Below are 15,029 nucleotides of genomic sequence, written 5' to 3' on the forward strand. Positions count from 1 at the left end.
TTAAGCCACCGCCTTACCCCGACGCCTACGCACAACCATCCCCAACACCGGCCCAATCAACATCCCCAAAATCAAAGCCACCACCACAAACACCGCCACCGGCATCTGCGCAGTACTCCACCCCAGGAACGACAGTGCCACACCCTGCTGGTTCTCCAGCACAAACGCCAGAACCACCAAAGCCGCAAGCACCGCAATCAACACCGCAACAACGCGCTTAACCCCACGCATAACCTTCTCCTTCCCAAAAACACTCAGACGCCTTCTTCCTCTTCTTCGTTCACACGATCGCGCAATTCCTTGCCCGGTTTGAAGTGGGGAACGAATTTGCCGTCGAGGCTGACGGATTGGCCGGTTTTTGGGTTGCGGCCTACGCGCGGTGCGCGGTAGTGCAGGGAGAAGCTGCCGAAGCCGCGGATTTCGATGCGATCTCCGGTGGCCAGGCATTGGGACATTTGCTCAAGCATGGTCTTGATAGCCAGCTCCACATCCTTGGATGAGAGCAGCCCTTGATGGGTGACAATTCGTTCGATCAACTCCGACTTCGTCATATTTTTCCCTTCTTTTTCAAGCAGCTAGGAAAAGCGCTCCGAAGGTTTTAGCATGAGTTGATGAATTTGAACAGCCCATGTGTCAACTTATGTGGGGCTGAATAAACACGCTCAGCGAGCGGTCAACCCCTTACTTACAGATCACCAACATGGTCCGCGTCACCGCGCCAGCAGGGTTCCAGCCGAACAGGTAGTCGCCCTCTTCGTCCTCCGCATCACTGGAGCGGGTAATGACCTTATAGCCCTGCATCTTGCACTCACGGGCGGCGCGTTTTTCGCATTTTTCCCACTTGTTACCCAAGCCAGAGCAGTCGATCTCGATGCCGCTGACGCCACGCTTGGCGTGGGTCTTGGCGCTGGTAGAGGAGCAGCCTGCAAGCGCCAGCAAAGCGAATACTACGATAATTCTGTTCATTCAAACCCTTATTGAGTCAGCAACGCGAAATAGCCGTTTTTAAAACTATAGTCAGTTCTGACATTGGGCTGAACACCTTCGTTCGGTGCAGTTGCTTCATCAAATTTCAGGCACAAAAAAGGGCGACCGAGGTCGCCCTTTTTCTACAGCTTTACAGAACTTAGTTCTGCTTAGCCATTGCCTGGCGCAGCAGTGCCGCCATGGTGGTGTCAGCAGCAGCTTCCGGAGCAGCTTCTTTCAGGCTCTGGATAGCTTCTTTCTCTTCCACTTCGTCTTTCGACTTGATGGAGAGCTGAATCACGCGGCTCTTGCGGTCAACGCTGATGATCTTGGCTTCTACTTCCTGGCCTTCTTTCAGAACGTTGCGCGCGTCTTCAACGCGGTCACGGCTGATTTCGGAGGCTTTCAGAGTCGCTTCGATATCGTCGGCCAGAACGATGATGGCGCCTTTGGCGTCAACTTCTTTCACAGTGCCTTTAACGATGGCGCCTTTGTCGTTCTCTTGAACGTACTCGGAGAACGGATCGCTTTCCAGTTGCTTGATACCCAGGGAGATGCGCTCGCGCTCTGGGTCAACCGACAGGATAACGGTGTCCAGCTCGTCGCCCTTCTTGAAACGACGAACAGCTTCTTCGCCAACTTCGTTCCAGGAGATGTCGGACAGGTGAACCAGGCCGTCGATGCCGCCGTCCAGACCAATGAAGATACCGAAATCGGTGATCGACTTGATGGTGCCGGAGATTTTATCGCCCTTGTTGAACTGGCCAGAGAAATCTTCCCATGGGTTAGATTTGCACTGCTTGATGCCCAGGGAGATACGACGACGCTCTTCGTCGATGTCCAGAACCATAACTTCCACTTCGTCGCCGACTTGTACGACTTTCGAAGGGTGGATGTTCTTGTTGGTCCAGTCCATTTCGGAAACGTGTACCAGGCCTTCCACGCCTTCTTCCAGCTCTGCGAAGCAGCCGTAGTCGGTCAGGTTGGTAACACGCGCGGTTACGCGAGTGCTTTCTGGGTAACGAGCCTTGATAGCAACCCATGGATCTTCGCCCAGCTGCTTCAAGCCCAGGGAAACGCGGTTACGCTCACGATCGTACTTCAGGACCTTGACATCGATCTCGTCGCCAACGTTGACGATTTCGGAAGGATGCTTGATACGCTTCCAAGCCATGTCGGTAATGTGCAGCAGGCCATCGACGCCACCCAGATCGACGAATGCGCCGTAATCGGTGAGGTTCTTGACGATACCTTTGACTTGTTGGCCTTCCTGCAGGGATTCCAGCAGAGCTTCACGCTCGGCGGAGTTCTCTGCTTCCAGCACGCTGCGACGGGAAACGACAACGTTGTTGCGCTTCTGGTCGAGCTTGATGACTTTGAATTCGAGTTCTTTGCCTTCCAGGTGCGTGGTGTCGCGCACTGGACGAACGTCGACCAAAGAACCTGGCAGGAACGCACGGATGCCGTTAACGTCGACAGTGAAGCCGCCTTTAACCTTACCGTTGATAACGCCCTTGACCACTTCTTCAGCTGCGAAGGCTGCTTCGAGAACAATCCAGCATTCAGCGCGCTTGGCTTTTTCACGGGACAGCTTGGTTTCACCGAAACCGTCTTCAACCGAGTCCAGAGCAACGTGAACTTCGTCACCGACATTGATAGTCAGGTCACCAGCATCGTTGTAGAACTGTTCCAGCGGGATCAGAGCTTCAGACTTCAGACCAGCGTGAACGGTTACCCAGCGAGCTTGGTAATCGATATCAACGATAACACCGGTGATGATGGAGCCTGCCTGAAGGTTCAGGGTTTTTAGGCTTTCTTCAAAGAGTTCCGCAAAGCTTTCGCTCATTTTAATTCCTGTTGATAAGGGCGAAGAATACGCCCATCTCCACACCCCAGACGGTGTGGGTCAGTTTCAGTTAAAAGAAGCCACCGCAGGACTATGACTGGTCCCCTGCGGCCTTCTTGATCACCCGGCGATATCGCGAATGGCGATTTCACTCATGATGCGTTCCAGCACCTGCTCGATGGACAGCTCCGTGGAATCCAGCTGTATGGCGTCAGCCGCCGGTTTGAGCGGGGCTACCGCACGCTGGGTATCACGCTCATCGCGTGCACGGATCTCATCTAGCAGACTCGACAGACTAACACCATCGACTTTGCCCTTCAACTGCAAGTAACGGCGGCGTGCCCGCTCCTCGGCGCTGGCGGTCAGGAAAATCTTCAGCGGCGCCTCGGGAAACACCACCGTGCCCATGTCGCGGCCATCGGCCACCAGGCCCGGCGCCTCCTGGAATGCGCGCTGGCGCTGCAGCAGCGCCTCGCGCACGGCGGGCAGCGCAGCCACTTGGGAGGCGCCCGCGCCGATACTCTCGGTGCGAATCACATCGCTGACTTCATCACCTTCCAGAATGATGCGCTGCAACTGACCCTCGGTCGCCGCAATGAACTGCACATCCAGATGGGCGGCAAGCTTCGTCAGCAATTCTTCGTTGGTCAGGTCAACACCATGGTTGTGCGCAGCAAACGCCAGCAGGCGGTACAGCGCGCCAGAATCCAGCAGGCACCAACCCAGGCGCTTGGCCAGAATGCCAGCGATTGTGCCTTTGCCCGAGCCACTAGGCCCGTCGATGGTAATCACCGGTGCTTTGATATTCACAATTGAGCCTCTTGGGCAACACGGATGCCGACTTGGGCACACAGTGTCAGAAAGTTCGGAAAAGACGTAGCAACATTGGCGCAGTCAAGGATACGAATAGGCGCCATCGCCCGCAGGGAAGCCACACTGAACGCCATGGCAATCCGGTGATCGCCATGGGCATGCACTTCACCGCCGCCCATCGGGCCACCGTCAATGATAATCCCATCAGGCGTGGGTTCACACTTCACGCCCAGGGCCAACAGACCGTCGGCCATCACCTGGATACGATCGGACTCCTTGAGCCGCAACTCCTCGGCACCGCGCAAAACAGTGCGACCTTGAGCGCAGGCTGCGGCAATAAACAGCACAGGGAACTCATCAATCGCCAACGGCACCAGGGCCTCTGGAATTTCGATGCCCTTGAGCGCGGCGGCACGCACACGTAGATCCGCAACCGGCTCGCCGCCCACCTCGCGCTGATTTTCGAGGGCGATATCAGCCCCCATCAGCCGCAGGATATCGATTACCCCGGTGCGGGTCGGATTGATACCGACATGCTCCAGCAGCAGCTCGGAGCCCTCGGCAATCGAGGCCGCCACCAGGAAAAACGCCGAAGACGAAATATCCCCCGGCACTTCAATACGCGTAGCGGTCAACCCATGCCCCGACGCCAGCGACGCCGTCGCGCCCTGCACCGCCACCGGGTAACCAAAGCCGCGTAGCATGCGCTCGGTGTGGTCGCGGGTCGGTGCGGGCTCGGTCACCGAGGTTTTACCCTCCGCGTACAACCCCGCCAACAACAGGCAGGATTTCACCTGGGCACTGGCCATGGGCAGTACATAGTTCAAGCCTTTGAGCGACTGCCCACCACGAATGCTCAGTGGCGGACGCCCGTCCGGCCCCGTCTCGATGATTGCGCCCATTTCCCGCAGCGGCTTGGCTACGCGGTTCATCGGGCGCTTGGACAGCGAGGCATCGCCGGTCAGCACGCTGTCAAAGCTCTGCGCCGCCAATACACCGGCCAACAGGCGCATCGATGTGCCGGAATTACCCACATAGATCGGCCCCGGCGCAGCCTTCAGGCCATGCAGGCCGACACCATGAATGGTCACGCGCCCATGGTGCGGGCCCTCGATCACCACGCCCATGTCGCGAAAGGCCTGCAAGGTCGCCAGGGCATCTTCACCCTCAAGGAAGCCCTCCACCTCGGTCACACCTTCGGCCAACGACCCCAGCATGATCGAGCGATGAGAGATCGACTTGTCACCCGGCACGCGGATGCGCCCGCTCAAGCGGCCACCCGGGCTGGCGACGAAGGTCAAGTCATCGGTGCTCACTGCGGTTTCCATGTAGGCCCGGCGCGCGAGGATCTTGCTGAAATGTTCACGCGCCACCCGCGCACGGGTGAACACGCCCAGCAGTTGATGGCCGTCTCCCGCATCCACCGCATCGCGCAAGGCGTCGAGGTCACTGCGGAAGGTGTCCAGAGTGCGCAACACCGCTTCGCGATTGGCGAGGAAGATGTCGTGCCACATCACCGGATCGCTGCCGGCAATCCGCGTGAAATCGCGGAAGCCGCCGGCGGCGTAGCGGAAAATCTCGAGGTTCTCGTTGCGCTTGGCCAACGAATCCACCAAGCCAAATGCCAGCAGATGCGGCAAGTGGCTGGTCGCTGCCAACACTTCGTCGTGACGCTCGACCTGCATATGCTCTACATCCGCGCCCAGCTCGCGCCAGAGACGATCCACCACTGCCAACGCCGTGGGATCGGTTTGCGCAAGCGGCGTCAGGATGACCTTATGCCGACGGAACAGCTGCGCATTGGATGCCTCCACCCCGCTCTGCTCGGACCCAGCGATTGGATGGCCCGGCACAAAGCGCGGCGGCATCCCACCAAACGCCAATCGTGCCGCACGCACCACGTTGCCTTTGGCGCTGCCCACATCGGTAAGAATCGCTTGCCCGAGGTCCATACCAGCCAGTACCGCCAGCAATTTCTCCATGGCAAGGATCGGCACGGCGAGCTGGATCACATCCGCGCCCTGGCACGCAACGGCCAGGTCCGCTTCACAGCGGTCCACCACGCCCAGCTCCACCGCCAACTTGCGCGACTGCGGGTCGAGGTCCACGCCCACCACTTCGCCACACAGCCCGCTTTCACGCAGGCCCTTGGCGAAGGAGCCACCGATCAACCCCAGGCCGACCACCACCAGGCGACCGATCATAGGCACAGCAGGTTGCAATGCAGTGACATCAACCACGGGCCAGAACCTTGGCCAACGCCTCAAGGAAGCGGCTGTTCTCAGCCGGCAAACCGATGGTGATACGCAGATGGTTCGGCATACCATAGTTGGCCACCGGGCGCACGATCACGCCCTCGCGCAGCAAGCCCTGGAACACCGGCGCAGCCACCTGGCCGAGGTCGACGCAGATGAAGTTGCCCTTGGACGGAATCCAGCCCAGGCCCAGCTCACGAAAGCCTTCCTGCAATTGCAGCATGCCGCTTTCGTTGAGACGACGGCCTTCTTCCAGGTATTCGGCATCCTTCACCGCCGCACAGGCGGCCGCCAGGGCCAGGCTGTTGACGTTGAACGGTTGGCGCACGCGATTCAGCACATCGGCGACCACGGGGGTGGACAAGCCATAACCGACCCGCAACGACGCCAGGCCATAAGCCTTGGAGAACGTACGCGACACCAGCAGGTTCGGGTAGGCCGCGAGGAAATCCAGGCCATCGGGCAGGTCGCTGCCTTCGGCGTACTCGATGTAGGCTTCGTCCAGCACGACCAGCACATGCCCCGGCACGTCCTGCAGGAATTCGTTCAGTGCCTGCTCGTCAAACCAGGTGCCGGTCGGGTTGTTCGGGTTGGCGATAAACACCACGCGAGTCTGGGCATCGATGGCCGCCAGCATCGCCGGCAAGTCATGGCCCCAGTCCTTGGCAGGAATCACGCGAGCATCCGCCCCCACCGCCTGAGTCACGATCGGGTAGACCGCAAACGCGTGCTCGCTGAACACCGCATTCAAGCCTGGCGCCAGGTAAGCACGGGCGACCAGCTCAAGGATGTCGTTGGAGCCATTGCCCAGGGTCACCTGGTTGAGCTCGACCCGGCACTTGTCCGCCAGCAAAGACTTGAGCGCAAAACCGTTGCCATCGGGATAACGGGTCAGTTCGGCCAGCTCTTCACGAATCGCCGCCAACACTTTTGGGCTCGGGCCCAGCGGGTTTTCGTTACTCGCCAGCTTGACGATTTTGGACGGGTCCAGATTCAACTCGCGGGCCAGTTCGTCCACAGGCTTGCCTGGAACGTAAGGCGAGAGTTGTTGCACGCCCGGCTGCGCCAGGGCGAGGAAGTTGCCACTCATGTCAAAGCCTCACAAAACCGCTTTCGGGTAAGAGCCCAGCACCTTGAGTGCCACGGCTTCCTGACTGATTTTCTCCAGCACGCCCTTGACCAGAGGGTCGCGGTGATGGCCCATGAAGTCGATAAAGAATACGTAGGTCCACTTACCGCTGCGCGAAGGACGAGTCTCGATGCGCGTCAGGTCAATCCCGTTGTCGTGGAATGGCACCAGCAGCTCATGCAGCGCGCCGGGCTTGTTGCTCATGGAGACGATGATCGAGGTCTTGTCGTCGCCGGTCGGCGGCACTTCCTGGCTGCCGATCATCAAAAAGCGCGTGGAGTTATCCGGGCGATCTTCGATCTTTTCGGCCAGGCGCGTCAGGCCGTACAGGCCGGCAGCCATATCGCCGGCAATCGCCGCCGAGTTCCACTCACCCTTGACCCGCTTGGCCGCCTCGGCGTTGCTGGACACCGCAACGCGCTCTACATTCGGGTAATGGGCGTCCAACCACTTGCGGCACTGGGCCAGGGACTGGGCGTGGGAATAGATACGACTGATGCTGTCAGTCTTGGTGTTTTCACCCACCAGCAGGTGGTGGTGGATACGCAGCTCCACCTCACCGCAGATGACCATGTCGTGCTCAAGGAAGCTGTCCAGCGTGTGGTTGACCGCGCCTTCGGTGGAGTTTTCCACCGGCACCACGCCAAAATTCACCGCACCGGCCGCGACTTCACGGAAGACTTCGTCGATGGCCGCCATCGGCTTGCTGATCACCGCATGGCCGAAGTGCTTCATGGCTGCCGCCTGGGTGAAGGTGCCTTCAGGGCCGAGGTAAGCCACTTTCAGCGGCTGCTCCAGCGCCAGGCACGAGGACATGATTTCACGGAACAACCGCGCCATCTCTTCGTTGCCCAACGGGCCCTTGTTGCGTTCCATCACACGCTTGAGCACCTGGGCTTCACGCTCGGGCCGGTAGAACACCGGCACTTCGCCTTCCGCCAGGGATGCCATTTTCACCCGGGCCACTTCCTGGGCGCAGCGCGCGCGCTCACTGATCAGTTCAAGGACCTTCTCGTCCAGACTGTCAATGCGTACGCGCAGGGCCTTGAGTTCTTGCTCAGACATTAGCCGTGTTCCTTCTCGAACTCTGCCATGTAGGCAACCAGCGCATTGATGGCGTGGATGTCAACGGCGTTATAAATGGAGGCGCGCATGCCACCCACCGAGCGGTGGCCCTTGAGGTTCAGCAGGCCGCGCGCGTCGGCGCCGGCCAGGAACGGTTTGTCCAGGCGGTCGTCGGCCAGGCGGAACGGCACGTTCATCCACGAGCGGTCGCTGAGGTTGATCGGGTTGCTGTACAGGCCGCTGGCGTCGATAAAGTCGTACAGGACGCGCTTCTTCTCTTCATTGAGCTTGCCCATGGCCGCCACGCCGCCCTGCTCCTTGAGCCATTCGAACACCAGGCCCGACAGGTACCAGGCAAACGCCGGCGGGGTGTTGTACATCGAGCCGTTATCGGCCGCGACCTTGTAGTTGAGCATGGTCGGGCACACCGAGCGGGCGCGACCCAGCAGGTCTTCGCGGATGATATTGACCAGGATGCCGCTCGGGCCGATGTTCTTCTGCGCGCCGGCGTAGATCATGCCGTACTTGGACACGTCGATCGGGCGCGAGAGGATGTCCGAGGACATGTCGCACACCAGCGGAACGTCACCGACTTGCGGCACCCAATCAAATTCCAGGCCGCCGATGGTTTCGTTCGCGACGTAGTGAACGTAGGCCGCGTCCTTGGTCAGCTTCCACTCGTTCTGACCGGGAATGGCGAAGTAGTCGTAGGGCTTGGCGGTGCCCGCCACGTTGACATGGCCGTAGCGCGAGGCCTCCTCAATGGCCTTCTGCCCCCAGATACCGGTGTCGATATAGTCGGCAGTGCCGCCTTCGGGCAGCAGGTTCAGCGGTAACTGGGCGAACTGCTGGCTCGCACCACCCTGCAAGAACAGCACTTTGTAATTGGATGGGATGTCCAGCAGGTCGCGCAGGTCCTGCTCGGCCTTGTTGGCGATAGACACGAACTCATCGCTGCGATGGCTCATTTCCATCACGGAGAGGCCTTTTCCATGCCAGTCGAGGAGTTCACCCTGCGCACGCTGCAGGACTGCTTCAGGAAGCGCCGCGGGACCGGCACAGAAGTTATAGGCTCTCTTGCTCACATCCAATCTCACTCTGATCTGGTGGGGCTGCAATCATGTCAGCAACGCCCTCGTTCTGGAGCGGACATCTGTGGGAGCTGGCTTGCCTGCGATAGCAGCGCCGCGGTATCACTTAATGACCGAGGCGCCTGTATCGCAGGCAAGCCAGCTCCCACATGGACCGCGTCCAGGCAAAGGGCGCTGTATTTCATACGGGACAAACAACAAGGGGGCGAATCTTCATCCGCCCCCTGTGTGTCCGCTTATTCCTGCGGTTCTTCTTCGTCTGCGGCAGCGTCGAGGGTTGGCTCGTCAACGTTGTCATCGCCAGCTGCGATCACCTCGCCTTCAAATTCCTCACCTTCGAGCTCTTCACCTTCGACTTCCGAAGGCTCCTGCACACGCTCCAGGCCGACCAGTTTTTCGTCCTTGGCCAGCTTGATCAGGGTCACGCCCTGGGTGTTACGGCCCAGGCTCGACACTTCCGCCACACGGGTACGCACCAAGGTGCCCTGGTCGGAAATCAGCATGATCTCCTCGCCATCGAGCACCTGCACCGCGCCGACCAGACGGCCGTTGCGGTCGTTGCTGACCATGGCAATCACGCCCTGGCCGCCACGCTTGTACTCCGGGAACTCACTGATGGCGGTACGCTTGCCATAACCACGCTCGGACGCGGTGAGGATCTGGCTGCCTTCTTCCGGGATCAGCATCGAAATCAGCTTCTGCCCTTCCGGCAGGCGCATGCCGCGTACACCCCGGGCGGTACGGCCCATGGCACGCACGTCGGACTCCTTGAAACGTGTGACCTTGCCGCCGTCGGAGAACAGCATGACTTCGCGCTCGCCATCAGTGATGGCTGCGGAAATCAGCACGTCGCCTTCATCCAGCTCCAGGGCGATCAGGCCCACGCTGCGTTGACGGCTGAAGGATTCCAACGGGGTCTTCTTCACGGTGCCTTTGGCGGTGGCCATGAAGATGAAGTGGCCTTCGGTGTATTCCTCGACCGGCAGCATGGTAGTGATGTATTCATCACTGTCCAGGGGCAGTAGGTTGACCAACGGACGGCCACGGGCAGCGCGGGAGGCTTCCGGGATTTCGTAAGTCTTGAGCCAGTACACCTTGCCCTTGCTGGAGAACAGCAGCAGCGTGGTGTGGCTGTTGGCGACCAGCAGGTGAGCGATGTAGTCCTCATCCTTCACGCCGGTAGCCGATTTACCTTTACCGCCACGACGCTGGGCCTGGTAGGCCGCCAACGGTTGGGTCTTGGCATAGCCACCATGGGAGATGGTCACCACGCGCTCTTCTTCCGGGATCATGTCACCCAGGGTCAGGTCCAGGCGCGCATCGAGGATTTCGGTGCGGCGCACGTCGCCGTATTCGGCGCGGATCACTTCCAGTTCTTCGCGGATCACTTCCATCAGGCGCACGGCGCTGCTGAGGATGCGGATCAACTCGCCGATCTGGTTGAGGATCTCCTGGTACTCGGCCAGCAGCTTCTCGTGTTCAAGGCCGGTGAGGCGGTGTAGACGCAGTTCCAGGATGGCCTGGGCCTGCTCTGGCGACAGGAAGTACTTGCCTTCACGCAGACCGTATTGCGGGTCCAGGGTCTCCGGGCGGCACGAGTCGGCGCCAGCGCGCTCAACCATCGCGACCACGGCGCTGGATTCCCAAGGCGTGCTGATCAGCGCTTCCTTGGCTTCCGACGGGGTTGGCGAGGCCTTGATCAGGGCGATCACCGGATCGATGTTCGACAACGCAACCGCCTGGCCTTCCAGGATATGGCCGCGCTCGCGGGCCTTGCGCAGTTCGAACACGGTACGGCGGGTCACTACTTCGCGACGGTGACGCACGAAGGCTTCCAGCAGGTCCTTGAGGTTCAGGATGCGCGGGCGGCCGTCGATCAGGGCAACCACGTTGATACCAAACACGCTTTGCAGCTGGGTCTGAGCGTAGAGGTTGTTGAGGATCACCTCAGGCACTTCGCCGCGGCGCAGCTCGATGACCACGCGCATACCGTCCTTGTCGGACTCGTCGCGCAGCTCGGTGATGCCTTCCAGCTTCTTCTCTTTAACCAGCTCGGCGATCTTCTCGATCAGGCGTGCCTTGTTCAGTTGGTAAGGGAGCTCGGTGATGACGATCTGCTGGCGGCCACCGACCTTGTCGATATCTTCGATCATCGAGCGGGCACGCATGTAAATGCGCCCGCGGCCAGTGCGGTAGGCTTCGATGATGCCGGCGCGACCGTTGATGATCGCGGCGGTCGGGAAGTCCGGGCCGGGGATGTATTGCATCAGCTCATCGACGGTCAGCTCAGGGTTGTCGATAAGGGCCAGGCAACCGTCGATGACTTCACCGAGGTTGTGCGGCGGGATGTTGGTGGCCATGCCCACGGCGATACCGCTGGAACCGTTGACCAGCAGGTTGGGAATCTTGGTGGGCATGACAGCCGGGATCATTTCGGTGCCGTCGTAGTTCGGCACCCAGTCCACGGTTTCTTTATGCAGGTCGGCCAGCAGCTCGTGCGCCAGCTTGGTCATGCGCACTTCGGTGTATCGCATGGCTGCGGCGTTGTCGCCGTCCACCGAACCGAAGTTGCCCTGGCCGTCTACCAGCAGGTAGCGCAAGGAAAACGGCTGCGCCATCCGAACGATGGTGTCGTACACCGCAGTGTCGCCGTGAGGGTGATACTTACCGATCACGTCACCGACAACACGGGCAGATTTCTTGTACGGCTTGTTCCAGTCGTTACCCAGCTCGCTCATCGCGAACAGCACACGCCGGTGCACGGGCTTCAAGCCATCGCGCGCATCAGGCAGTGCCCGACCGACAATTACGCTCATCGCGTAGTCGAGGTAGGACTGTTTCAGCTCGTCTTCGATATTGACCGGGAGGATTTCTTTGGCCAGTTCGCCCATGAGAAGCCTGATTCCTTTTTCGGGTGAAACCTCGTCACATCCATTCGGGACGAACGAAGCTCGCCGCTGCCGGCACGGTGCCTGACAACGACTTACGACAAATCAACGAGTTATGACACGGATCTGCACGTTATAGGCAACCCCTCGGGGCAGCCCTGGAAACCGCCGGATGTTATCACAATCGCCGCCACGCACCTATCCCCCTGATGCGCATGGAGGCTAGTAATTTGACGGATGACAGGCTTGAAGGGGACGAGAGGGGCTCAGAGGCGCGATGGTGGTATTTTTTGAGGATGGATCCAGCAGTTTTATTGACCTTAACGGCCAATCGCAGGCAAGCCAGCTCCCACCTTTGATTTGTGAATACAGTTAAAGGTGGGAGCTGGCTTACCTGCGATGGCGCCCCCACAGGCACCCACACACTCAATGCAGCCGCTTACGACACATCAACTTGGCCAGTTTTGCGGTGTCTGGCCGCTCGACAATGCCTTTTTCGGTGACGATCACGTCAATCAGGTCCGCAGGCGTCACATCAAATACAGGGTTAAGCGCCGCGATATCCAACCGCTGCCCATCAACCTCAAGCAACTCACCCATATCGCGCTGCTCCAGCGCAACATCCTCCCCCGTAGCCATCATCAAATCGAGGGTCGAACTTGACGCCACCACCATAAAGCGCACGCCATGGTGCATGGCACAGACGGCCAGTTGATAAGTGCCGATCTTGCTGACCACATCGCCATTGGCCGCAATACAGTCAGCACCCACCACCACCCAGGTCACGCCTTTGGTCTTGAGGATATGCGCCCCGGCGGAGTCGGCATTCACCGCCACCGGGATGCCCTGGCCCGCCAACTCCCACGCCGTCAGACGCGAGCCTTGCAGCCATGGGCGGGTTTCATTGACATAGACCTGCTCGACCAACCCCTCCAGATACGCCGCGTGAATCACCCCGAGGGCTGTGCCAACGCCGCCGGAAGCCAACGCGCCGGCATTGCCATGGGTAAGGATCGCCTGGGCATTGCCCTGATGCTTGCGAATCCGCTCCATACCCAACTGGGCCATGACCACATTGGCTTCCCGATCACTCTCATGGATCGCGACGGCTTCGGCCTCCAACACCACCAGCGGGTCGGCGTCCTGCTTGAGGCGATCCAGGCGGTCGCGCATGCGCTGCAAGGCCCAGAACAAATTCGATGCGGTCGGCCGGGTGTGGGCCAGCAAGGCGTAGTCTTCTTCCCACGCGGCCTGCCAGTCACCGCCCTCGGCGATGCGCTCGCGGGCGGCGAGCACCAAGCCATAGGCAGCGCAGATGCCGATGGCCGGTGCGCCCCGCACCACCATGGTGCGAATGGCGTCAGCCACCGCTTCAACGGTACCGCAGGCCACCCAGTGCTCCCGGGACGGCAAAACACGCTGGTCGAGCAGGTGCAGCGCGCCATCACGCCATTCGATGGCCTTCACGTTCTCTGCAGCCAACAGTCGGTCGCGCATCCCTTACCCCGCACTCATGAACAAAAGCCGCCGATTATAGCGATCCGCCAGCCGGGACGCTCGGGTATACTTCGCCCTTCTTTTATAGCTGCCTGGGAAGAAGCCTGCGATGACCTCCACTGCCGCCCCGCTCGACTTGTTGCTGCTGCCGACCTGGCTGGTACCCGTCGAGCCCGCTGGGGTGGTGCTCAAGGAGCACGGCCTGGGTATCCGCGATGGCTGCATTGCCTTTATCGGGCCACGGGACGCGGCGTTGAAGCTGGCGGCGCAAGAGGTGCGTGAACTGCCCGGCATGCTGCTCAGCCCCGGCCTGGTCAATGCACACGGCCATGCAGCCATGAGCCTGTTCCGCGGCCTGGCCGACGATTTGCCACTGATGACCTGGCTGGAAAAGCACATCTGGCCCGCCGAAGCCAAGTGGGTCGATGAAGCGTTCGTGCGTGACGGTACCAACCTGGCCATTGCCGAGCAGATCAAGGGCGGCATCACCTGCTTCTCGGACATGTATTTCTACCCCAAGGTCGCCAGTGACTGCGTGCACAACAGCGGTATGCGTGCGCAGATCGCACTGCCGATCCTCGACTTCCCGATCCCCGGCGCCAGCAGTGCCGACGAGGCGATTCGCCAGGGTATCGAGCTGTTCGGCGACCTCAAGCACCACTCGCGCATCAAAATCACCTTCGGCCCCCACGCGCCCTACACCGTGTGCGATGCCAACCTGGAAAAGATCCGGGTGATCGCCGAAGAGCTGGACGCCGTGATCCATATGCACGTTCACGAAACTGCCTTTGAAGTGCAGCAAGCCGTCGAGCAGACCGGCGAGCGGCCATTGGCGCGCCTGGCTCGCCTTGGCCTGCTGGGCCCGCGCTTTCAGGCCGTGCACATGACCCAAATCAGCGAAGACGACCTGGCTTTACTGGTAGAAAGCAACACCAGCGTCATTCACTGCCCGGAATCGAACCTGAAACTGGCCAGCGGCTTTTGCCCGGTGGAGCGCTTGTGGCAGGCTGGCGTCAACGTGGCCATCGGCACCGACGGCGCTGCCAGCAACAATGACTTGGATTTGCTCGGCGAAACCCGCACGGCGGCGATGCTGGCCAAGGCCGTGGCCGGCTCGGCCACTGCGCTGGATGCCCACCGCGCCCTGCGCATGGCCACACTCAACGGCGCCAGGGCGATGGGCCTGGACAGCCAGATTGGCTCCCTGGAAGTCGGCAAGGCGGCAGACATCGTCGCTTTTGATCTTTCCGGGCTGGCGCAACAACCGATCTACGATCCGGTCTCACAGCTTATATATGCCACCGGGCGCGATTGCGTGAAACACCTTTGGGTTGCCGGCAAGCCATTGCTCGACGACCGGCAATTGACCCGCATGGATGAACAACAGTTGACCGCCACGGCCATTGCCTGGGGCCAACGCATCAGCGGGCACAGCGAATAACGACGCGGCTGAAGCCTTGGGTTCAGCCGCGACACACC

At 60.3% G+C, this 15,029-nt stretch carries 12 protein-coding genes; 1 reads left to right on the top strand and 11 read right to left on the bottom strand.

From position 1 onward, the window contains the following. The 11 genes from FXO12_RS09355 to mtnA form a co-directional block, all read right to left on the bottom strand. Positions 1 to 231 (bottom strand): LapA family protein, encoded by a 231-nt coding sequence (locus FXO12_RS09355; RefSeq protein ID WP_054898455.1) that lies wholly within the window; start codon positions 229 to 231, stop codon positions 1 to 3. 23 nt (positions 232 to 254) lie between these two features. Next, entirely contained in the window at positions 255 to 551 is a 297-nt protein-coding gene (gene ihfB, locus FXO12_RS09360; RefSeq protein ID WP_003189779.1) for an integration host factor subunit beta, read from the bottom strand. Positions 552 to 681: 130 nt separating this feature from the next. After that, positions 682 to 966 carry a lipoprotein gene (locus tag FXO12_RS09365; protein ID WP_034126690.1) on the bottom strand — a complete coding sequence of 95 codons (285 nt, stop codon included), beginning with the start codon at positions 964 to 966 and terminating at the stop codon, positions 682 to 684. Between the two features lie 160 nt (positions 967 to 1,126). Further along, positions 1,127 to 2,812: a 30S ribosomal protein S1 gene (gene rpsA, locus FXO12_RS09370; RefSeq protein WP_003189774.1), complete on the bottom strand. Its 1,686-nt coding sequence runs from the start codon at positions 2,810 to 2,812 to the stop codon at positions 1,127 to 1,129. 120 nt (positions 2,813 to 2,932) lie between these two features. Further along, complete coding sequence (gene cmk / locus FXO12_RS09375; protein WP_003189772.1) at positions 2,933 to 3,622, bottom strand: (d)CMP kinase; 690 nt, start codon at positions 3,620 to 3,622, stop codon at positions 2,933 to 2,935. Next, positions 3,619 to 5,829: a bifunctional prephenate dehydrogenase/3-phosphoshikimate 1-carboxyvinyltransferase gene (locus tag FXO12_RS09380; protein WP_057975735.1), complete on the bottom strand. Its 2,211-nt coding sequence runs from the start codon at positions 5,827 to 5,829 to the stop codon at positions 3,619 to 3,621. Before FXO12_RS09380 ends, cmk begins: the two co-directional genes overlap by 4 nt. 28 nt (positions 5,830 to 5,857) lie before the next feature. Then, entirely contained in the window at positions 5,858 to 6,970 is a 1,113-nt protein-coding gene (gene hisC / locus FXO12_RS09385) for a histidinol-phosphate transaminase (RefSeq protein WP_057975720.1), read from the bottom strand. Positions 6,971 to 6,979: 9 nt separating this feature from the next. Then, positions 6,980 to 8,074 carry a prephenate dehydratase gene (gene pheA, locus FXO12_RS09390; protein WP_032902668.1) on the bottom strand — a complete coding sequence of 365 codons (1,095 nt, stop codon included), beginning with the start codon at positions 8,072 to 8,074 and terminating at the stop codon, positions 6,980 to 6,982. Beyond that, positions 8,074 to 9,159, bottom strand: coding sequence for a 3-phosphoserine/phosphohydroxythreonine transaminase (gene serC / locus FXO12_RS09395; RefSeq protein ID WP_054921888.1), 1,086 nt, complete (start codon positions 9,157 to 9,159; stop codon positions 8,074 to 8,076). The genes pheA and serC overlap by 1 nt, the downstream gene beginning before the upstream one ends. A 242-nt stretch (positions 9,160 to 9,401) precedes the next feature. Beyond that, entirely contained in the window at positions 9,402 to 12,056 is a 2,655-nt protein-coding gene (gyrA, locus tag FXO12_RS09400; RefSeq protein ID WP_032892792.1) for a DNA gyrase subunit A, read from the bottom strand. A 423-nt stretch (positions 12,057 to 12,479) separates the two neighbouring features. Continuing rightward, positions 12,480 to 13,550, bottom strand: coding sequence for an S-methyl-5-thioribose-1-phosphate isomerase (gene mtnA / locus FXO12_RS09405; protein WP_057975719.1), 1,071 nt, complete (start codon positions 13,548 to 13,550; stop codon positions 12,480 to 12,482). 109 nt (positions 13,551 to 13,659) lie between these two features. Here mtnA and FXO12_RS09410 point away from each other — a divergent pair, with 109 nt between their 5' ends. Then, positions 13,660 to 14,991 carry a TRZ/ATZ family hydrolase gene (locus FXO12_RS09410; RefSeq protein WP_057975718.1) on the top strand — a complete coding sequence of 444 codons (1,332 nt, stop codon included), beginning with the start codon at positions 13,660 to 13,662 and terminating at the stop codon, positions 14,989 to 14,991. The last annotated feature ends 38 nt before the right edge of the window (positions 14,992 to 15,029 follow it).

Origin of the sequence: Pseudomonas sp. J380 (assembly GCF_009827115.1) — a bacterium.
Lineage (GTDB): Bacteria > Pseudomonadota > Gammaproteobacteria > Pseudomonadales > Pseudomonadaceae > Aquipseudomonas > Aquipseudomonas paracarnis.